At 67.6% G+C, this 20,068-nt stretch carries 21 protein-coding genes; 5 read left to right on the top strand and 16 right to left on the bottom strand.

The genetic code is table 11. The annotated features are described in order from the left end of the window. The first annotated feature begins 90 nt into the window (after positions 1 to 90). Complete coding sequence (locus tag RZE79_RS16315) at positions 91 to 1,011, top strand: dienelactone hydrolase (RefSeq protein WP_319355421.1); 921 nt, start codon at positions 91 to 93, stop codon at positions 1,009 to 1,011. A 6-nt stretch (positions 1,012 to 1,017) separates the two neighbouring features. Here RZE79_RS16315 and RZE79_RS16320 read toward each other — a convergent pair whose 3' ends face one another. From RZE79_RS16320 to RZE79_RS16340, 5 genes are all read right to left on the bottom strand, one after another. Then, on the bottom strand, positions 1,018 to 2,901 hold the full coding sequence (locus tag RZE79_RS16320; RefSeq protein WP_319361204.1) for a family 2A encapsulin nanocompartment cargo protein cysteine desulfurase: 1,884 nt from the start codon (positions 2,899 to 2,901) through the stop codon (positions 1,018 to 1,020). Between the two features lie 78 nt (positions 2,902 to 2,979). Then, positions 2,980 to 3,912 carry a family 2A encapsulin nanocompartment shell protein gene (locus RZE79_RS16325; protein WP_319355422.1) on the bottom strand — a complete coding sequence of 311 codons (933 nt, stop codon included), beginning with the start codon at positions 3,910 to 3,912 and terminating at the stop codon, positions 2,980 to 2,982. 75 nt (positions 3,913 to 3,987) lie between these two features. Continuing rightward, positions 3,988 to 4,257, bottom strand: coding sequence for a helix-turn-helix domain-containing protein (locus RZE79_RS16330; RefSeq protein ID WP_099789595.1), 270 nt, complete (start codon positions 4,255 to 4,257; stop codon positions 3,988 to 3,990). Next, the gene (gene epsC / locus RZE79_RS16335; RefSeq protein WP_319355423.1) at positions 4,254 to 5,174 is read right to left on the bottom strand and encodes a serine O-acetyltransferase EpsC; all 921 of its coding nucleotides are present in this window, start codon (positions 5,172 to 5,174) and stop codon (positions 4,254 to 4,256) included. The genes RZE79_RS16330 and epsC overlap by 4 nt, the downstream gene beginning before the upstream one ends. Before the next feature lie 38 nt (positions 5,175 to 5,212). After that, on the bottom strand, positions 5,213 to 5,695 hold the full coding sequence (locus tag RZE79_RS16340) for a rhodanese-like domain-containing protein (protein ID WP_319361206.1): 483 nt from the start codon (positions 5,693 to 5,695) through the stop codon (positions 5,213 to 5,215). A gap of 425 nt (positions 5,696 to 6,120) precedes the next feature. Between RZE79_RS16340 and RZE79_RS16345 the strand changes: the two genes are divergently transcribed. Next, positions 6,121 to 7,197 (top strand): IS110 family transposase, encoded by a 1,077-nt coding sequence (locus RZE79_RS16345; protein ID WP_319355424.1) that lies wholly within the window; start codon positions 6,121 to 6,123, stop codon positions 7,195 to 7,197. Between the two features lie 463 nt (positions 7,198 to 7,660). Here the strand turns inward: RZE79_RS16345 and RZE79_RS16350 are convergent, their stop codons facing one another. From RZE79_RS16350 to RZE79_RS16400, 11 genes are all read right to left on the bottom strand, one after another. Then, positions 7,661 to 7,876 (bottom strand): molybdopterin-binding protein, encoded by a 216-nt coding sequence (locus RZE79_RS16350; protein ID WP_007829250.1) that lies wholly within the window; start codon positions 7,874 to 7,876, stop codon positions 7,661 to 7,663. A gap of 53 nt (positions 7,877 to 7,929) precedes the next feature. Next, positions 7,930 to 8,526, bottom strand: coding sequence for a malonic semialdehyde reductase (locus tag RZE79_RS16355; RefSeq protein WP_319355425.1), 597 nt, complete (start codon positions 8,524 to 8,526; stop codon positions 7,930 to 7,932). Between the two features lie 16 nt (positions 8,527 to 8,542). Continuing rightward, positions 8,543 to 9,832 carry an aminotransferase class I/II-fold pyridoxal phosphate-dependent enzyme gene (locus RZE79_RS16360; protein ID WP_319355426.1) on the bottom strand — a complete coding sequence of 430 codons (1,290 nt, stop codon included), beginning with the start codon at positions 9,830 to 9,832 and terminating at the stop codon, positions 8,543 to 8,545. Positions 9,833 to 9,868: 36 nt separating this feature from the next. Then, positions 9,869 to 10,699, bottom strand: coding sequence for an ATP-binding cassette domain-containing protein (locus RZE79_RS16365; RefSeq protein ID WP_319355427.1), 831 nt, complete (start codon positions 10,697 to 10,699; stop codon positions 9,869 to 9,871). A gap of 4 nt (positions 10,700 to 10,703) precedes the next feature. Beyond that, entirely contained in the window at positions 10,704 to 11,666 is a 963-nt protein-coding gene (locus RZE79_RS16370) for an aliphatic sulfonate ABC transporter substrate-binding protein (RefSeq protein ID WP_319355428.1), read from the bottom strand. 11 nt (positions 11,667 to 11,677) lie between these two features. Beyond that, positions 11,678 to 12,538, bottom strand: coding sequence for an aliphatic sulfonate ABC transporter permease SsuC (gene ssuC, locus RZE79_RS16375; protein ID WP_319355429.1), 861 nt, complete (start codon positions 12,536 to 12,538; stop codon positions 11,678 to 11,680). Between the two features lie 9 nt (positions 12,539 to 12,547). Further along, the gene (gene ssuD, locus RZE79_RS16380) at positions 12,548 to 13,717 is read right to left on the bottom strand and encodes an FMNH2-dependent alkanesulfonate monooxygenase (protein ID WP_319355430.1); all 1,170 of its coding nucleotides are present in this window, start codon (positions 13,715 to 13,717) and stop codon (positions 12,548 to 12,550) included. Continuing rightward, positions 13,717 to 14,676 (bottom strand): sulfonate ABC transporter substrate-binding protein, encoded by a 960-nt coding sequence (locus tag RZE79_RS16385; protein ID WP_319355431.1) that lies wholly within the window; start codon positions 14,674 to 14,676, stop codon positions 13,717 to 13,719. Before RZE79_RS16385 ends, ssuD begins: the two co-directional genes overlap by 1 nt. 24 nt (positions 14,677 to 14,700) lie before the next feature. Next, positions 14,701 to 14,898, bottom strand: a complete 198-nt coding sequence (locus RZE79_RS16390) for a hypothetical protein (protein ID WP_319355432.1) — start codon at positions 14,896 to 14,898, stop codon at positions 14,701 to 14,703. Between the two features lie 122 nt (positions 14,899 to 15,020). Beyond that, positions 15,021 to 15,605 carry an NADPH-dependent FMN reductase gene (gene ssuE, locus RZE79_RS16395; protein ID WP_319355433.1) on the bottom strand — a complete coding sequence of 195 codons (585 nt, stop codon included), beginning with the start codon at positions 15,603 to 15,605 and terminating at the stop codon, positions 15,021 to 15,023. Positions 15,606 to 15,734: 129 nt separating this feature from the next. Then, complete coding sequence (locus tag RZE79_RS16400; protein WP_319355434.1) at positions 15,735 to 16,784, bottom strand: sulfate ABC transporter substrate-binding protein; 1,050 nt, start codon at positions 16,782 to 16,784, stop codon at positions 15,735 to 15,737. 138 nt (positions 16,785 to 16,922) lie between these two features. Here RZE79_RS16400 and RZE79_RS16405 point away from each other — a divergent pair, with 138 nt between their 5' ends. Genes RZE79_RS16405 through RZE79_RS16415 form a run of 3 tightly spaced genes read left to right on the top strand, consistent with a single transcriptional unit; the run spans position 16,923 to position 19,963 of the window. Next, entirely contained in the window at positions 16,923 to 17,198 is a 276-nt protein-coding gene (locus RZE79_RS16405; RefSeq protein ID WP_013541095.1) for an oxidative damage protection protein, read from the top strand. 7 nt (positions 17,199 to 17,205) lie between these two features. Further along, a complete protein-coding gene (mnmC, locus tag RZE79_RS16410; protein WP_319355435.1) occupies positions 17,206 to 19,014 on the top strand; it encodes an FAD-dependent 5-carboxymethylaminomethyl-2-thiouridine(34) oxidoreductase MnmC in 1,809 nt (602 codons plus the stop codon). Between the two features lie 40 nt (positions 19,015 to 19,054). Further along, complete coding sequence (locus RZE79_RS16415; protein ID WP_153284077.1) at positions 19,055 to 19,963, top strand: transglutaminase family protein; 909 nt, start codon at positions 19,055 to 19,057, stop codon at positions 19,961 to 19,963. Positions 19,964 to 20,068 lie beyond the last annotated feature (105 nt).

Consider the following 20,068-nt stretch of genomic DNA (forward strand, 5'->3'; position numbering starts at 1 on the left):
GCTGGCGGCACGGACCGTGAGGCGGCACACTGGCGACCCTTTCTGCCCTCGAACCCTTGCGCGCCATGACCTTGCATCGCCTCGCCCTGCTTGCCGCCCTCTGCCTGCCTGCCGCATGGAGCCACGCGGCAGGCTTCAGCTTCATCGAGGTGCCGGCCGACAAGGACGGGCCGGCCTTGCGAGGCAGCACCCGGCGAGATCGCGTTCGGCCTGATCGCGATCTCGGCCACCAAGGACTGCCCCGTCGCCGGCACGGGGCTGCCGCTGGTGCTGATGTCGCACGGCTCGGGCGGCTCGTTCCTCGGGCACCACGATACGGCGGCGGCGCTGGCCGATGCAGGCTTCGTGGTCGCCGCCATCAACCACCCGAACGACAACTTCCAGGACATGGAACGCCGGGGCCATCTCTCGACCTTTGCCGCGCGGCCTGTCGACATGCGCCGGCTGGCGGATCACATGCTCGACGCGTGGCCGGGGCGCACAAAGATCGCCAAAGAAAAGGTCGGCTTCTTCGGCTTCTCCCGCGGCGGCTACACCGGCCTCGTGGCAACGGGCGCGGTGCCCGACTTCAAGCTCGGCCTGCGCTTTTGCACGCCGACCCCGAAGATTCCGTTCTGCGGCCAGATCCAGCGCCAGGAACTGCCAGCGCCCCCGGTGCGCGATGCGCGCATCAAGGCGGCGGTGATCGTCGATCCGTTGAGCTTCTTCGATGCCGAGGGGTTGAAGCAGGTCGCGGTGCCCGTCCAGCTCTGGGCCTCTGCGCGAGGTGGCGACGGGGTCACGCTGGACGACGTCGAAGCAGTCCGGCGCAACCTGCCTCCAACGCCGGACTGGCACATGCCCGCGAACACCGCGCACTTCGCGTTCCTCGCACCCTGCGCACCCGCCATGGCCAAGGCCTTGCCGGAAATCTGCAACGACGCCGGCGGCTTCGACCGCGTCGCCTTCCACGCCGACTTCAATGCCAAGGCGCTCGCCTTCTTCAGGCAGCACCTGGCATCGAAGCCCTGAGCCGGCTCAGCGCATGCGCCGCTGGCCGGCAAGCCGCCGCACCACCGTCACCAGTCGATCGATCTCGTCGAAGGTGTTGTAGAACGCCAGCGAAGGCCGCACCGTGGTCTCGACGCCGAAGCGCCGCAGGATCGGCTGCGCGCAGTGGTGCCCCGTGCGCACCGCGATGCCTTCGTCGTTGAGCGCGTGGCCCACCTCCTCGGTGGTGTAGCCGTCGAGCACGAAGGACATCACGCTCGCCTTGTCGGCCGCCGTGCCGATGAGCCGCACACCGGGAATCGCACCCAGTTGCGCCATGCCGTACACCAGCAGGTCGTGCTCGTAGCGCGCGATGTTCTCGATGCCGACCTTGTTGACGTAGTCGATGGCCGCGCCCAAGCCCACGGCGTCGGCGATGTTGCCGGTGCCGGCCTCGAACTTGTTCGGGATCGGCTGGAACACGGTCTTCTCGAAGGTCACGTCAGCAATCATGTTGCCGCCGCCCTGCCACGGGGGCATGTCTTCGAGCACCTCGCGCTTGCCCCAGACCACGCCGATGCCGGTCGGGCCGAACACCTTGTGGCCTGAGAACACGAAGAAGTCGGCGCCGAGGTCCTGCACGTCGACCCGCATGTGCGAGACCGACTGCGCCCCATCGACCAGCGCTTTCGCGCCCGCGCGGTGCGCCAGTTCGACGATCTCCTTCACCGGCACCACCGTGCCCAGCGCGTTGGAGACCTGCGTGACCGCGACGATCTTCGTGCGGTCGTTGAGCAGCTTGCGGTATTCGTCGAGCAGCACCTGGCCCGAGTCGTCCACCGGAATCACGCGCAGCTTCGCGCCCTTGGCAGCGGCAAGCTGCTGCCACGGCACGATGTTGGCGTGGTGCTCCAGGTTCGACACGATGATCTCGTCGCCCTCGCCCACGTGCTGGCCGCCCCAGCTCTTGGCCACGAGGTTGATGGCCTCGGTGGTGCCGCGCACGAAGATCACTTCTTCGACTTCGGGCGCGTTGATGAACTTGCGCACGCGCTCCCGTGCGCCCTCATAAGCGTCGGTCGCGCGCGCGGCCAGCTCATGCGCCGCGCGGTGGATGTTCGAGTTCTCGTGTGCGTAGAAGTACGCGATGCGGTCGATGACCGACTGTGGTTTGTGCGTGGTGGCCGCGTTGTCGAACCACACGAGCTGCTTGCCGTTCACGCGCTCCTGCAGGATCGGGAAGTCGCGGCGCACGGCGTGGACATCGAACGGGGGATGCTGGCCGGTGCCGGCGATCGGTGCCGCATCAGGGCCGCGCGGATCGGGCTTGGCCGGTGTGACGAAGCCGCTGGGCAGGCGCACTGCATCGACGAAGTAGAACTGCGGCTTCTCACTCCCTTGCACCTGGGATTGGCTCCCTCGCCCCTCTGGGGAGAGGGTTGGGGTGAGGGGCGACCCTGCACTTTGACTCGTCCGCAGACCCTCACCCCAACCCTCTCCCGCAAGCGGGAGAGGGGGCAAGACCTGCCCGGGGGGTGAGATAGCGGGGGTCGCTCCAGCCGACGGATCGCCATGGCTCTCGCTCAGGAAGTAGAACGGCGAGGCCGCAGCCTGCGGCGCCACGGGTGCTCCGACTTGCTGCGGCACGCCCTGCACCACACCGCCCGAACGCGGCTCGAAAGCCGGCGCCACGGACAACACGTTGTCCGGCACACCATTGCCCGCCACCGCATGCGGCAGCAAGGCCGGCGCGCGGTTCGCGAGCGAAGGCAGTTGGGTCGGCGATGCAGGCAGCACATTGGCGCCCGGAATCTGGCCCTGCGGAATCGGCGTGCCCGGCACGCTCGGCCCGAAGCCTGCAGGGCTCACCAGCGGCGAGCCCGGCGGTGCGATGTTGGCGGGAAACTGCGCGCCCGGCGGCGCGGAGAACATGGCGCTCGCTATGCGCGCGAGGACGGCCGGATCGAACGGCGCTTCGCCCGGGATCGGGGGTGTGCTGCTCACCGCGGCTTACTTGTAGGTGTCGGGATAGTCGTGGTACTTGCCGATCTCGACGTCGTCGAGTACGGCCAGCGCGTCGGTGGTCAGCACCGCGAGCGAGCAGTACAGCGAGATCAGGTACGACGCGATCGCATGGTTGTTGATGCCCATGAAACGCACCGACAGGCCCGGGCTCTGTTCGCCCGAGAGCCCCGTCTGAAAGAGGCCGACCACGCCCTGGCGCTTATCGCCCACGCGCAGCAGCAAAATCTTGCTCTTGCCATCGGCCACCGGCACCTTGTTCGACGGAATCAACGGAATGCCGCGCCAGGTGATGAACTGCGAACCGAAGAGGCTCACGGTCGGCGGCGGCGTGCCGCGGCGCGTGGCTTCACGCCCGAAGGCAGCAATGGCCAGCGGGTGCGTGAGGAAGAACGCGGGCTCCTTCCACACCTTGGTCAGCAGCTCGTCCAGGTCGTCGGGCGTGGGTGCGCCGGTCAGCGGAAAGATGCGCTGCTCTTCGCTCACCTGCGCCAGCAGGCCGTAGTCGGGGTTGTTGATGAGCTCGCTCTCCTGGTTCTCCTTGATCGTCTCGATCGTGAGGCGCAGCTGCTCCTTGATCTGGTCGTGCGGGCTGCTGTACAGGTCGGAGATGCGGGTGTGCACGTCGAGCACGGTGCTCACGGCATTCAGGTAGTGCTCGCGCGGGTTCTCTTCGTAGTCGACGAAGGTGCGCGGCAGCTGGTTCTCTTCTTCGCGCGAGGTGCACGTGACCTTGATCGACTCGGGGTTCTTGACCTTGTTGACGCGGTAGATGCCCGCTTCCACCGGCACCCACTGCAGCAGGTGCGTCAGCCAGCGCGGGCTGATGGTCTCGAGTTGGGGAACGGTCTTGGTGGCGTTGGCCAGCTGGCGGGCGGCGTTGTCGCCAAGGGCGGTGGTACCACCGACTGTTGCACTCATGGATCAAGGCTCCGTGGGTTGAGAGAAAGAAGAAAGCACTGTGGTCCCCAGTGTCCGGGGACCACGGGTTTCCCCTCAACAGGCTATAGCCGCCAAGTTGATCCGTCGTGCAAGGCGCGACTGTTCCAGTTGCTCGCAACGTGCGAGCAGGTTGACGATGTTGATGCCCAGTGCGGTGGCCAATTTCTGTGCCGTGACGATCGATGGAATCACGCGCCCGCGCTCGATCTCGCCCACGTACGAGCGGTTCAGATCGGAACGCTCTGCCAGCTGCTCCTGCGACCAGCCCTGCCCTTCACGCAGCTGGCGCACGGTAACGCCGAAGTCTTCGACAAAGGCCTTCATGCGCTGCCCGCCTTCGGTGCGCTGTTGTTCTGCAGGCTGGCCTGCGTGACGCTGGCGCCGGGCTTCACGTCGTCGGTGATCCACACGTTGCCGCCGATGACCGCGCCCTTGCCCAGGGTCACGCGGCCCAAAATGGTCGCGCCCGCATAGATGACCACGTCGTCCTCCACCACCGGATGCCGCGGCAAGCCCTTCTGCAGGTTGCCTTCGGCGTCGGTCGGGAAGCGCTTGGCGCCGAGCGTGACGGCCTGGTACAGCCGCACGCGCTTGCCGATGACGGCCGTCTCGCCGATCACGACGCCGGTGCCGTGGTCCATGAAGAAGCCCGCGTCGATCGTCGCGCCCGGGTGGATGTCGATACCGGTCTGCGCATGCGCCAGCTCGGCCACGATGCGCGCAAGCAGCGGCAGGTCGAGCTCGTAGAGTCGATGCGCAAGGCGGTGATGGATCATCGCCAGCACACCCGGGTAGCACAGCAGCACCTCGTCGACACTGCGCGCGGCCGGGTCGCCCTGGTAGGCCGCGAGCACGTCGCTGTCGAGCAGCCGGCGCAGGCTTGGCAACGCGTTCGCGAACTGGCGCACCGCCTCGGTGGCCGACGCATCGATCTCGCTCGCGGGGCGCGGTGCGAGCCGTGCGTTGAAGTTCAGCTCGAGCCGGGCCTGCACCAGCAGCGCCTGCAAGGCGGAATCGAGCGTGTGGCCGACATAGAAATCCTCGCTCTCGTGGCGCAGGTCCGGGGGGCCGAGCCGCATCGGAAAGAGCGCGCCCTTGAGCGATTCGACGATCTGCGCCAATGCATCGCGCGACGGAAACTCGCGCGCACCGGGCTCGCGCGAACGGCGCTGCGAATCGCGCCATTCGTCGCGCACCTCGTGCAGCGCGCGCACGATGTCGCTCACTTCGAATTGAGCCATGCGTTTTTTCCTCCCCTGTGTGCCTGTGTTTTTCGGATTCAGTCCTGTACCCACGGCAGGCCATGGAAGCGCCAGCCGTCGGAACCGCCGCGGTGCTGCCGCGCATCGATCTCGCCCTCGAAGCCTTCAAGCACGTTGAACACCTGCGTGAAGCCCGCTTTGGCAGCGACCTCGGCCGCCAGTGCGGAGCGCTTGCCGCTGCGGCACAGCAGCAGCACCACGGCCTCCTTGCCGCCGTCCTTGGCCAGCCTGGCTTCGAGTTCGCGCACGAAGCGCGGGTTGCGCGTGAGCGCCGTGCCTGTGGCCCATGCCACATGCAGGCTCTCGGGCACATGGCCGACGAACTTGCGCTCTTCACCGGAGCGCACGTCGACGAGCACCGCCTGACCGTTCTGCACCAGTTGCCAGGCCACGGGGGGCGTCACGCCGCCGGCGTAGGGCCAGCCGGCTTCGGCCGCTTGGGCCTTGGCCTGTTCGAGGGCGGGCGGCAAGGCGATGACATCTTCAATTTCCACGGACATGCGGTTCGACTCCTGTTGTGCGTTGGTCATTCCATCTTCCTTGATGGCGATAACCACCACTGTAGGAGTGCATTGAAGAAGGTCAAACAACTCAAAAGTCGATTCTTAACAACCTTGTGATCTATGGAGTTTTGGGCCCGGGTGCTTCAGGGCGCACTCCCGCCGACGGGGTACCTTGCTCCGCGAATGTCCTCCGCCCTTCGGGCTCCCCCTTGATTTCGCTGCGCAAGGCACCCCATCGACGTGAGCGCTGGGCAGTGCGGTGATTGATCGCGCAGTACAACGACCGCGCTCAGTGTGCGCAGGACACTGGGTGCTTCCCGCAGCGAAATGAATGCGAAGGGACTTCTCGCTTTCTGGTCACGGCATCGAGTGCCAAGATTGATTTGCGAAGTCAATCTGAAACCTTTGAAAGGAGAAGCCCCATGAACGAGATTACCCGAGTCGGCGTGGATTTGGCAAAGCGCGTGATCCAGGTCTTTGCGGTCGATGCCGCGGGCTTGCGCGTCACCGGGCGCGCCTTGGCACGCGATAAATTCCTGGCTTGGTGCGCGCAACTGCCCGCGGGCTGCCTGGTTGCCATGGAGGCCAGCTCCAGCGCCCATTACTGGGCGCGCAAGCTGCAGGCCTTGGGGCTGGATGCTCGCATCATCGCAGCCCCGCACGTCGTGCCCTATCGCCTGCAAGGCAAGAGCGGCAAGAACGACGCCAACGATGCCGCTGCCATCTGCGAGGCCGCCTCGCGCCCGCACATGCACTTCGTGCCGATCAAGAGCGTGGAGCAGCAAAGCATGCTGTGCATCCACCGCCTGCGAGAGGGCGTCAAGGCGGACCGTACCGCCTGCATCAACCGCATCCGGGGCCTGTTGGCGGAGTTCGGATTGGTGTTCGCCCAAAGCCCTGAGGCGTTGCGCCAGGCGCTTCCCGACGCGATGGAAGATGCCAGCAATGAACTGGGCGCTCTGGCCCGGTTGACGCTGCAGCGGGCCTATGCGCAATGGCAAGAACTCGATGCACACCTGCGATGGTGCGACGAGCGCATCGCCGCACACGGCAAGGCCAGCGATCAGGTGCGCCAGGCCGAGCAGTTGTTGGGCGTGGGGCCGGTCACGGCATCCGCGGTGGTGGCTACCGTGGGCGACTTCAAGCAATTCAAGAACGGTGCGCAGTTCGGCGCCTGGCTGGGTCTGACGCCCCGACAGAATTCCAGCGGTGGCAAGAACAACCTGGGGCGCATTACCAAGCGAGGCGACGCGTACCTGCGCACGCTGCTGATCCAGGGGGCCAAGTCGATCGTGTTGACGGCGCACAGACGCGACGATCCGATCTCGCGCTGGGTGCAGGCCTTGCGCGAGCGCTCTGGCTGGCAGAAGGCCGTGGTGGCGTTGGCCAACAAGAATGCGCGCATCCTGTGGGCGGTATTCGCACGCGGGCGGGCCTTCGATGCGCACCACGTCAGTACCAAACCACCAGGCGCTGTCGCTGCGGTCATCGCGGTGTAGCGCGATCCGTTTGAAAAGCCTTTGTTGTCTATTTGTTTGCCAGACGTGAGTTCCAAGATGCAATGAACAGGTCAGACCGGCAGCGGGCAAGCTCGACTCCCCCTTGGTGATGCCGATCGAAATGGGCATCACGAGAAATGAATGGAGCCCCGCTGAGCGGTTCGTATCTGGGTCCGCACGGCCAAGTGCCAGTGCAACAAGACCGTCGGTAGATGTGCAGTCTGTTCCTCGTTTCGTTGCGCCTGGTTCCTCACCGCCTTGCAGGCAATACAGCATGGCAAGAAAACAACCCTGAACCCGTGCTTGACCGCGCGAGAAGTCCCGGTACAAGGGGGAGGCCGCAGGCCGGAGGACATTCGCGGAGGGAAGTACCCGGTGGCCTGCGCACACGCCCTGAACCACCAGACGTGAAAAACCCCGGCACCAAAGACAGCACCGGGGAATCGCAAAGCCCGAGGGTCCGTCAGAGCTTGGCGATCGAAACTTCGGTCGACTTCACGAGGGCGACCACATCGGAGCCCACCTTCAGCTGCAGCTCATCGACCGAGCGTGTGGTGATGACCGAGGTGACGATGCCCCAGGCGGTTTCGACATCGACTTCGGAGACGACGTCGCCGCGGATGATCTCGCGGACCTTGCCCTTGAACTGGTTGCGGACGTTGATGGCTTGGATGGACATGGTGATTTCTCTTTCAGGGTTGGCAGGGGTTGTGAGTAAAAAGCGAACGGCGCTCAGACGATCTCGGCCACGTCGTCGAACGCCAGCCGGGGCCCGCGTTCGAAGGTGCCGGCGTGGTCGGCCACGCCGAGGTTGACGAGGAAGTTCGCGCGATAGCGGCCGTCGGGGAAGAAGGCCTTGTCGACCAGGTCGGCGTTGAAGCCCGACTGCGGCCCCGCGTCGAGCCCGAGCGAGCGCGCCGCCAGGATCAGGTAGGCGCCTTGCAGGCTGCTGTTGCGGAAGGCCGTGGCCTGCGCGGCGTCGGCGCTCTTCTCGAAGAAGGGCTTGGCGTCGTAGGCGGGAAACTGCGTGGGCAGGTGCTCGTAGAAGCGCGTGTCGTGCGCCACGATCACCGTCACGCCGGCCTGCAGCGTCTGCGCGGTGTTGCCCGCCGACACGGCTGGCTTCAGCCTGGCCTTGGCCTCTTCGCTGCGCACGAACACGTAGCGCGCGGGCTGGGCGTTGTAAGCGGTCGGGCCCCACTTCACGAGGTCATACAGCTGATGGATCAGCGCATCGGTCACCGGCACCGGCTTGAAGGCGTGCACGGTGCGCGCCTTGCGGAACAGCTGGTCGAGCGCGGCGTCGGGAATGGCTTGCAATGTGGTCATGGCTTGCAACGCTGCATCAGTTCGACGCGGCGGCGAGCGCCTGGTCGAGGTCGGCAATCAGGTCGTCGATGTGCTCGATGCCCACCGACAGACGCACCGTGTCTTCCGTGACGCCGGCCCTGGCCAGTTCTTCGGGCGACAGCTGCCGGTGCGTGGTCGATGCGGGGTGCGTGGCCAGCGAGCGCACGTCGCCGATGTTCACGAGGCGCGTGAAGAGCTTCAGCGCATCGAGGAACTTCGCCCCACCCTCGCGGCCGGCGCCGATGCCGAAGGTCAGCACACCGCTCGAACGACCGCCGAAGTACTTCTTGGCCAGTGCGTAGTCGGGATGGTCTTCGAGTGCGGCGTAGTTCACCCAGTTGACGGCCTTGCTCTGCTTCAGGTGCTGCGCCACCGCCAGCGCATTGCTGCTGATGCGGTCCATGCGCAGCGCCAGCGTCTCGATGCCCTGCAGGATCAGGAAGGCGTTGAACGGCGAGATGGCCGCGCCCATGTTGCGCAGCGGCACCACGCGCGCACGGCCGATGTAGGCGGCCGGGCCCAGCGCCTCGGTGTAGACCACGCCGTGGTAGCTCACGTCGGGCTCGTTCAGGCGCTTGAAGCGCTGCTTGTGCTCGGCCCACGGGAACTTGCCCGAATCGACGATGGCACCGCCGATGCTGGTGCCGTGGCCGCCGAGGTACTTGGTGAGCGAGTGCACCACGATGTCGGCGCCGTGCTCGATGGGCCGGCTCAGGTACGGCGAGGGCACGGTGTTGTCGACGATGAGCGGCACGCCGTGGCGGTGCGCAATTTCGGCGATGGCCGCGATGTCGGTCACGTTGCCGGCAGGGTTGCCCAGCGACTCGACGAACACCGCCTTGGTCTTCTCGTCGAACAGCTTCTCGAAGCTGCTCGGGTCGCGGTGGTCCGCGAAGCGCGTCGTGATGCCGAACTGCGGCAGCGTGTGCGCAAAGAGGTTGTAGGTGCCGCCGTAAAGCGCGGTGCTGCTGATGATGTTGTCACCGGCCTCGGCGATCGTCTGGATCGCGTAGGTCACGGCCGCCTGGCCCGAGGCCAGTGCCAGCGCGGCAATGCCACCTTCGAGCGCGGCCACGCGCTGCTCCAGCACGTCCTGCGTCGGGTTGTTGATGCGGGTGTAGATGTTGCCCGGCACCTTCAGGTCGAACAGGTCCGCGCCGTGCTGCGCGCTGTCGAAGGCGTAGGCCACGGTCTGGTAGATCGGCGGCGCCACGGCGCGCGTGGTGGGCTCGGGCGAATAGCCGGCGTGGACCGACAGGGTTTCGAATTTCCAGTTCTGCGACATGCGACTGCCTTTCAAATGGGGAAGGAATGAAACGACTCAGATCGCCCAGCGCAAGGCATGGGCTTGGGGTGTGAGCCAGCTGGCATCGGTGCTTTCGACATCGGTCTCTTCGGACTTCTGCAGCACCCGGTCGAGGATTCGTTTTTCGATGGCGGCAAAGGCCGGGTCGCCCTGCGAGCGCGGGCGGGCCAGCGCGATGTTCTCGTCGAGCGCGATGCGGCCGTCTTCGATGAGGATCACGCGGTCGGCCAGCGCCACGGCTTCCTGCACGTCGTGTGTCACCAGCAGCGCGGTGAAGCGGTGGCGCTGCCACAGGTTCTCGATGAGGCGGTGCATCTCGATGCGCGTGAGCGCGTCGAGCGCACCCAGCGGCTCGTCGAGCAGAAGCAGGCGCGGGTGGTGCACCAGCGCACGCGCCAGGGCCACGCGCTGGCGCTGCCCGCCCGACAGGCGCGCCGGCCATTCGTTCTCACGGTCGGCCAGACCGACATGTGCCAGCACTTCCTTGCCGCGCGCCTTGGCGTCGTTCGGCAGGCCCAGCGTCACGTTGTCGAGCACGCGGCGCCAGGGCAGGAGGCGTGCCTCCTGGAACATGATGCGCGTGTCGTCGTGCAGGCCGCTCACGGCCTTGCCGTCGGTGTACAGGCCACCAGAGGTGGCTTCTTCGAGGCCCGCGATGAGCCGCAGCAGCGTGCTCTTGCCGCAACCGCTGCGCCCGACGATGGCGATGAACTGGCCCGGCTCGATGGTGAGCTGCGTGTTGCGCAGCACCTCGCGCTCGCCATAGCGCTTGTGCAGGCCGCGCGCCTCGAGGCGCACGCCGCCGGCAATGGCGGGCGGTTGGATGTCTTTCAGAACGGCACTCATGAATTCAGGCCCCGGGGTTGAACAGCGCCACGTTCAGCGCATTGATTTTTCTGGGCAGCAGCTTTTCGGCGAAGAAGGCATCGGCGATGCGCTGCTGTTCGGCCAGGCCGCCGGCCGCCACGGGCCGCACCGCATAGCTGCGGCGGCTGTTGGCGTGTTCGATGGTCGGGGCGTCAAGGCCCCACACGGGCGCCAGCAAGGCCGCCGCTTCCTTCGGGTTCTGCTTGACCCACTTACCGGTTTTTTCCAGCTCGGCGTAGACCACGCGCAGCACGTCGGGCCGTGCCTTCGCGAACTTGGTGCTCGCCAGGTAGTAGCGCTGGTACGACGCGATGCCCGTGCCGTCGGCCAGGATGCGCACCTTCGACTGGCGCTGCGCGGCGGCCAGGAACGGGTCCCACACAACCCAGGCGTCGATGGCGCCCTTCTCGAAGGCCGCACGGCCATCGGCCGGCGTGAGGTATGCAGGCTCGATGTCCTTGAACGACAGGCCGGCCTTCTCCAATGCGGCGATCAGCAGGTAGTGCGCGCCGGCCGCTTTCGCAAAGCCGACCTTCTTGCCCTTGAGATCGGCCACGGTCTTGAGCGGCGAGTCGTCGCGCACGACGATGGCCTGCGCGGCCGGCGACGGGGCCTCCTGCGCCAGAAAGGTCAGGTCGGCACCCGCCGCTTGTGCGAACACGGGCACGGTGTCGGCCACGTCGGCGCTGATGTCGAGGTTGTCGAGGTTCAGCGCCTCGAGCAGCGGCAGGCCGCTGGTGAACTCGTGCCAGCTCAGTGCCACGTTGAGCGGCGCGAGCTGCTTCTCGAGCGTGCCCTGCACCTTCAAGAGCGCGATCAGCGTGGACGACTTCTGGTAGCCGAGCCGCACGGTGGCGGGCCGTTGTTGCTGCGCCAGCACGGCACCGGCGCTGAGCGCACCCAGCGTCGCAATGGCGGTGCGGCGATTGATGAGGAGGTGGTTCATGCGCCCTGCCCTCACTTCGCCGACTTCTTCTGGTAGCCCGGATGCCAGCGCAGCCACCACTGCTCCAGACCGCGTGCGAACAGGTCGGCCAGCTTGCCAAGCAGCGCGTACAGCAGGATGCCCACCAGCACGATGTCGGTCTGCAAAAACTCGCGGGCGTTCATCGTGAGGTAGCCGATGCCGGCCTGCGCCGAGATGGTCTCGGCCACGATGAGGATCACCCACATCAGGCCCAGCGAGAAGCGCAGGCCCACCAGGATGGACGACAGCGCGCCCGGCAGGATCACCTCGCGGTACAGCTGCCAGCGCGACAGGCCGTAGGTGCGCCCCATCTCGATGAGTTGCGGGTCGACGTTGCGGATGCCGTGGAAGGTGTTCAGGTAGATCGGGAAGAACACCGACACCGAGATCAGGAACAGCTTGGCCGATTCGTCGATGCCGAACCACAGGATCACGAGCGGAATCAGCGCCAGCGCCGGGATGTTGCGCACCATCTGGATGGTGGAGTCGAGCAGCGTTTCGAAGAACTTCACCGAGCCGGTCAGCAGGCCCAGCGCCAGCCCCGCGCCGCCGCCGATGGCGAGCCCCGCGAGCGTACGGCCCGCGCTCACCTTCACGTGCGTCCAGAGCTCGCCGGACACGGTGAGCGCCCACGCGGCCTTGACCACGTCGACCGGTGCCGGCAGCACACGCGTCGAGAGCCAGCCCAGCGACGACGCGATCTGCCAGGCGACGATCAGCCCCACGGGCACCAGCCACGGAATGAGCCGCTTCGCGACGTTGAGGCCGAAGCCTCGCAGCGCGCTGCCTGCGTCCCCTGCGGTGTTCGATGCCGGCGCCACCGCCGGCAGTTCCTGTACTTGTTGGGTCATGCGTGTCCTCTAGCTTTGGGAGACGAGGCGCGACGGCGCATCGAGGTTGGCGACGACCTCGCCGAAGGGGCCGCTCAGCGAGCCGCCCGCGAGTTGCGTCTTCGCCTTGCGCGAGAGCAGCGGGAACACCAGCTCGGCGAAGCGGTAGGCCTCTTCGAGGTGCGGGTAGCCCGAGAAGATGAACTTGTCGATGCCCAGCGCCGCGTACTCCTCGATGCGCGCCGCCACGGTCCTGGCATCGCCGACCAGCGCCGTGCCCGCGCCGCCGCGCACCAGGCCCACGCCGGCCCAGAGGTTGGGCGCAATCTCCAGGTCGGCGCGCCCGCGCTTGGCGCCGCCGGCATGCAGCGCGGCCATGCGGCGCTGGCCTTCGGAGTCCATGCGCGCAAAGGCGGCCTGGGCGCGTGCGACGGTGTCGTCGTCGACGCGGCTGATGAGTTCTTCGGCGGCCTTCCAGGCGGCGTCTTCGGTCTCGCGCGCGATCACGTGCAGGCGGATGCCGAACTGCACGGTGCGGCCCTGGCGTTCGGCGCGTGCGCGCACGTCGGCGATCTTTTTCGACACTTCCGCGGGCGGCTCGCCCCAGGTCAGGTAGGCATCGACCTGCTCGGCGGCCAGGTCGTGCGCCGCGGCCGACGAGCCACCGAACCACACGGGCGGATGCGGCTTCTGCACCGGCGGAAACAGCAGCCGCGCGCCCTTCACGCTCAGGTGCTTGCCTTCGTAGTCGTAGGTGCCGGTCTCGTGGCTGCGCGCAATGATCTCGCGCCAGATGCGGATGAACTCGGCCGACTGCTCGTAGCGCGCTGCATGGTCGAGGTACACGCCGTCGCCTTCCAGCTCGGCCTGGTCGCCGCCGGTGACGAGGTTCACGAGCAGGCGCCCGCCCGAGAGCCGGTCGAAGGTCGCGGCCATGCGCGCGGCCAGGCTGGGCTGGTGCAGGCCCGGGCGCACGGCCACCAAAAATTTGAGCTTCTTCGTTGCGCCGATCAGGCTGGACGCGATCACCCACGGGTCTTCGCAGGAGCGGCCGGTGGGAATCAGTACGCCTTCGTAGCCGAGGTGATCGGCCGCGCCGGCGATCTGTTGCAGGTACGGCAGGTCGACGGCGCGCGCGCCTTCGCTCGTGCCGAGGTAACGGCTGTCGCCGTGCGTGGGGAGGAACCAGAAGATCTGCATCACGCGATCCCCGCGCCGGCGGCTTCGAGCACGTTGATCTTTTTGGGGATCAGCTTGAGCGCGAAGAAGGTGTCGGCAATCTGTTGCTGCTCGGCCAGGATGGCCTTGGTGATCGGGCCGGTGCCGTAGGCGGTGCGGCCTTGCGACAGGTCGGCCACGGCCTTGGGCAGGCCCCAGATCGCCGACAGCTCGGCGGCCAGTTCGTTGCGGTGGGCGGCGCCCCATTGGTCGATCTTGTTGACCTCTTCGATCGCAACGGCCAGCACGTCGGCGTTCTTCGCCACGTAGTCGAGCGACGAGAAGTAGTAGGCGCGGTTGCCGACCACGCCCACGGCGTCGGCCAGGATGCGCGCGTCGAGCGACTGCTGCGCGGCGGCCAGGAACGGGTCCCAGATCACCCAGGCGTCGACCGAGCCTTTTTCGAAGGCGGCACGCGCATCGGCCGGCGGCAGGTAGACCAGGTTCAGGTCGCTGTACGCCAGGCCGTGCTTCTCGAACAGCTTGACGATGAAGTAGTGGACGTTCGAGCCCTTGTTGAGCGCGATCTTCTTGCCCTTGAGGTCGGCCACGGTCCGCAGCGCCGAGCCCTTGGGCACGAGCACCGCCTCGGCCTTCGGGCGCTGCACCGTGGCGCCCACGTAGGCCAGCGGCGCGCCGGCGGCCTGCGCAAAGATGGGCGGCGCTTCGCCGACATCGCCGAAGTCGATCGAGCCGACGTTCAGCGCCTCGAGCTGCACCGGGCCGGCTGTGAACTCGGTCCACTTCACCGTGGCGCCCAGCGGCGCGAGCCGCTTCTCGAGCGTGCCGCGCGCCTTGAGCACGCTCAGGTAGCCCTTCTGGTGGCCGATGCGCAACTGGCGCGCGGGGCTCTGCGCCAAGGCGGCGAACGACGACGGCAGCGCGAGCGCGGCAGCCGCGCCTTGAAGCAGGCGGCGGCGGGGAATGGCAATGCGGGTCATGGAAGGTGATCCTTTGAAACTTTTTCAGGGCTGGGCGGTGACGACCGCGTCGCTGACCTTGATGGGCTTGCCTTGCGCATGCGCCGAGGCGGCGGAGATGAAGCTCACGATCAGCGCGATGGCGGTGACGACGATGGCGCTGATGGCCAGGTCGCGCAGCGCCTGCCAGAAGGAGCGCGGCGCGACTTCGAACACGGAGTCTTCGGGAGCGACGGGGTTCATGCGGAATTCCTTGGTGCAAAAACGTGAGGCAAAGCGATCCCCCGGCCGCACGCAGGCGGCTTCGAAAAACGGGGAACGGAAAGAGGTCTGGCCGGGGCCGGGTTCAGCGAGGAACCCGGTCGTCAAACGCTACATCGCACACGAGAAAAGGGCACCGGCTCGAAGCCATGGGTCGCCGGCAACTTGAGGCCTTCGGTCGCGAGCACCTCGACGGCCTCGTTCAGGCGCTCCGCCAGGTCGTGGTGCACCTGGTAGGCGTTCTCGGGCGTCAGCGCGATCTGCGAATCGCTCGCGTAGACGCCCGGCAGGATGTGGCGCGCCGACAGCGACTGCAGCACGGGGCGCAGTGCGTAGTCGAGCGCGAGCATGTGGTGCGGGCTGCCGCCGGTGGCCAGTGGCAGCACCGTCTTGCCCTTGAGCGCGTTCTGCGCGAGGAGATCGAGAAAGACCTTCAGCACACCGCTGTAGGCCGCCTTGTAGACCGGCGTGGCCACCACGATCACGCGGGCCGCCGCCACCTGGGCAATGGCACGCTCGATGGCCGGATGCGCCCACTCGGCCAGCAGCAGCGCTTGCGCCGGCAGGTCGCGGATCGCGAGCCGCTCGATGCGCGCATGGCGTTGGGCCAGCCGCTCGCCCACCGCGTCGAGCAAGGCGGTGGAACGGGACGGGGCCGAAGGGCTGCCGGCAATCAGGAGAACGGACACAGGAAACCTTGGTTCGATGAAGAGGAGCGCTATTGCGTGGGGGCCGCCGCGCACGGCCGCCCGAAGCGGCCGGCCCGCCCCCAGCAGGGGGGTTGGCGAAGCGACACGAAGTGCGCGCAGCCTGGGGGGTTACTTTTGCTTCGGCGCGTAAATTTGATCGAAGGAGCCGCCATCGGCGAAATGCGCCTTGTCGGCCTTGGCCCAGCCACCGAAGGCCTCGTCGATGGTCACCAGCGTGAGCTTGGGGAACTGCTTGTCGTACTTGGCCTTGGCCTTGTCCGAGGTCGGGCGGTAGAAGTTGCGGCCCGCGATGTCCTGGCCTTCGTCGGAGTACAGGTACTTCAGGTACTCCTCGGCCACGGCGCGCGTGCCCTTCTTGTCGACCACCTTGTCGACCACCGCCACGCTGGGCTCGGCCAGGATGGAGATGGACGGCACGACGATCTCGAACTTCTCGGGGCCGAACTCCTTCAGCGCCAGGAAGGCTTCGTTTTCCCAGGCCAGCAGCACGTCGCCCACGCCGCGTTGCACGAAGGTGATGGTCGAGCCGCGCGCGCCGGTGTCGAGCACGGGCACGTTCTTGTACAGGTTGCCGACGAATTCCTTGGCCTGCGCCTCGCCGCCGTACTTGCGCTTGGCGAATTCCCAGGCGGCCAGGTAGTTCCAGCGGGCGCCGCCCGAGGTCTTGGGGTTGGGCGTGATCACCTGCACGCCGGGCTTGACCAGGTCGCTCCAGTCCTTCAGGCCCTTGGGGTTGCCCTTCTTCACCAGGAACACGATGGTCGAGGTGTAGGGCGCGGAGTTGTGCGGCAGGCGCTTTTGCCAGTCGGCCTTGACGAGGCCGCCGTGCTTGGCCAGCGCGTCGATGTCCCCGCCCAACGCCAGCGTGGCCACGTCCGAATCGATGCCGTCGATGATCGAGCGGGCCTGCTTGCCCGAGCCGCCGTGCGACTGCTTGACGCTCACGTCCTGGCCGGCCTTGGCCTTCCAGTACTTGGCGAAGGCCTGGTTGTAGTCCACATACAGCTCGCGCGTCGGGTCGTACGACACGTTGAGCAGTGTCACGGGGCCCTTGGCACCCGCCGCGCCCTGAGACAACGACGGCAATGCTGACAGGGCCAAGGCACCGGCCACGCCGGCACCCAGGGAAAGCTTGATAAAGTCGCGGCGAAGGCTCATGGTGTCTTGCTCTTAAAAAGGCATATCAATGAAGCTGCGTATTCTGAATACGACATATAGGAACTGGAACGACCAAGTTCTCAGTTCTAAATAGCCAAATCAACTAAGCACCCGCTTTCCCCCACAAGAGGCAATCAAATGGCACGCATGGTTCAGTGCATCAAGCTCGGCAAAGAGGCCGAAGGACTCGACTTTCCGCCGTACCCCGGCGACCTGGGCAAGCGCCTGTGGGAAAACGTCAGCAAGGAAGCCTGGGCCGCCTGGCTCAAGCAACAGACCATGCTGGTCAATGAAAACCGGCTGAACCTGGCCGACCTGCGCGCCCGCCAGTACCTGGCGCGCCAGATGGAAAAGCACTTCTTCGGCGAAGGCGCCGACGTGGCGCAAGGCTACGTTCCCCCTCCTGCAGCCTGAATTCGGCGTGGCCGCCGACGGCACCCCGCTCGGCGCGCGCTCCGGCGACCCCTCCCCCCTCGACATCGACACATCGGCGCTTTCGCGCCGTGTGTTTCTGGACGGCTGCGGCCTGCCCCCCGCCTGGTCCGGGCGTCCGCAATGGCGGATTCTCGAAACCGGCTTCGGGCCGGGCCTTCATTTCCTGACAACCTGGCAGGCTTGGCGCGCTGACCCGCGCCGGCCGCGCCTGCTGCATTACGTTGCGGTCGACGCCCATCCGGCGCCGGCCGGCGATCTGCTGCGCGCGGCTGAAATCGACCCGGCGCTGGCGCCGCTCGCCGAGCAACTGGCCCGCCAATGGACCGGGCTGCTGCCAGGCTTCCACCGGCTGGCCTTCGACGACGGCCGCGTGCTGCTCACGCTGTGCATCGGTGAGCTGCAGCCGATGCTGCGCGCCCAGCGCTTCGAGGCCGACAGCCTCTTTCTCGACGGCTTCGGCCCCGCGACCGCCTTGCCCGATACGCTCAAGGCGGTGTCGCGCTTCGCCCGCCAGGGCACCGGCCTCGCGGCCCGCACCGACGACGACGGGGTGCGTCATGCGCTGGCACAGAACGGCTTCCAGCTCGATCCACGTCCCGGCAGCCTGCGCGGCGTGTTCGCGCCCGCCTGGACCGTCCGGCGCCGCCAGCCGGTGCGTGAAGGCGTCGACGCGTCCGGCCATTGCGCGGTGATCGGCGCCGGGCTCGCGGGCGCCGCGGTCGCGGCCAGCCTTGCGCGGCGCGGCTGGCGGGTCACGGTGCTCGATGCGGCCGATGCGCCGGCCTCGGGCGCCTCAGGCCTGCCGGTCGGACTGCTGGCGCCGCATGTGTCGTCCGACGACGCCCTGCTGTCACGGCTCACGCGCGCCGGCATCCGTGCGACCTGGACCGAACTCGCGCAACGGCTCGACCACGGCCGCGACTGGGGCGCTTACGGATCGCTCGAACGCCGGCCCGACGGCGACGTGCGCGTGCCGCCCGGCTGGAGCACGGACGGGCCGAACGAATCGTGGCCTGCTGAAGCCGACCGGCTCGCAGCGGCCGGCCTGCCGCCCGACACGCCGGCGCTCTGGCATGCGCGCGCGGCCTGGGTGCGACCGCACCGGCTGATCGCTGCGTGGCTGAGCCAACCGGGCATCGAGTTCCGTGGCGGCAGCCACGTAGCGCGCCTCGCACGCACAGACGGCGGCTGGCAGCTGTTCGACGACGCCGGCACCCTGCTCGCCGAAGCCGACCGCGTGGTCGTGGCCGCAGGCTTCGAATCGCACGACTTCGCGCCCGACCTGCCGCTGCAGCCCGTGCGCGGCCAGGTCGCCTGGGGCCGGGCGGACGACAGCGCCCTGCCCGTCACCCCCATCAACGGCGACGGACACCTGATCGCCGGCGTGACCGACGGCGCGGCGCCGCAGCCGCTGTGGCTGATCGGCGCCACCTTCGACCGCGACAGCACCGACCTCGCCCCCACCGACGCCGACCGCCTTGCCAACCGCGAACGGCTCACGCGCCTGCACCCCGGCGCCGCCGCCGCGCTCGCGCCCGCCTTCGCGCGCGGAGAAACCCACGCCTGGGTCGGCGTGCGCTGCGCCTCGGGCGACCGCCGGCCGCTGGTCGGCCCACTGGCGCCGGGTGCCGACGACGGCCTCTGGGCCTGCACCGCGCTGGGCTCGCGCGGGCTGAGCTTTGCCACGCTGTGCGCCGAGTTGCTGGCGGCACAGTGGCACGGGGAGCCGCTGCCGCTGCCCGCAACGCTCGCCAAGGCGCTGGGCACGCAGCGGCTCTGGCCCGGATCGGACTGACCCGCTCCCCCGCCGTCACGCGCGCACCGCACAATGCACGATGGCCATCCAGTACGACATCACCCACACCACCGTCTACCGCTACAACAAGCCGGTCACCTTCGGCTTGCACCGCGTGATGTTCCGTCCACGTGACAGCCACGACCTGCGCGTGCTCGCCACCGACCTGCAGGTGAGCCCGCAGGCCCTCACGCGGCTCATTCAAGACCCGTACTCGAACTCCGTCGCGCTGGTGCAGCCGCTGGGCGAAGCGACCGAGCTGCGCATCGTGTGCTCGTTCACCATCGAGCATGTGCCGCCGTCGCAGCGCGACCTGCTCACGCTCGACCCGTCGGCCGAGTTCCTGCCCTTTGCCTACTCGGTGGAAGAGCGGCTGGACCTGGAGCACTACCTGCGCCCGTACCACGACGACGATGCCAACGGCACGCTGATCCGCTGGGCGCACCAGTTCCTGCACACCGACCAGCCCAACAGCACGCGCGACGTGCTCACGCGCATGAACGCGCACATCGGCCAGAGCTTCCAGTACAAGGCGCGCGACGAAGAAGGCACGCAGACGCCGCTCGAGACGCTCGCGCTGGGCAGCGGCAGCTGCCGCGACTACGCGCTGCTGATGATGGAAGCCACGCGCCGCCTGGGCATCGCGACACGCTTCGTCTCGGGCTACCTCTACGACGCGTCACTCGACAACGACACCGCGCAGCAGGCGCCCGGTGAATCCGTCACCGGCGCCGGCACCACCCATGCGTGGCTGCAGGCCTACCTGCCGGGCGCGGGCTGGCTGGCCTTCGACCCGACCAACAACCTCATGGGCAGCGGCCAGCTGATCCGCGTGGGCGTGGCGCGCGACCCCGCGCTGGCAGCGCCCATCTCCGGCAGTTGGTACGGCGACGCCGAGGCCTACGAAGGCCTCGAGGCCACGGTGATCGTGAAACGCCGCAAGGGTTGACTGCGCCCGCGCAGATGTCGCGCAGGAGATAGCAGCTACGGGAAAGCCCGGGCCGACGCGCCCGGCAACGCCCCTACGCTGCGCCGCCGGGTCAGTGAAATAGCA

Source organism: Variovorax sp. EBFNA2, assembly GCF_033802765.1.
Taxonomy (GTDB): domain Bacteria; phylum Pseudomonadota; class Gammaproteobacteria; order Burkholderiales; family Burkholderiaceae_C; genus Variovorax; species Variovorax paradoxus_H.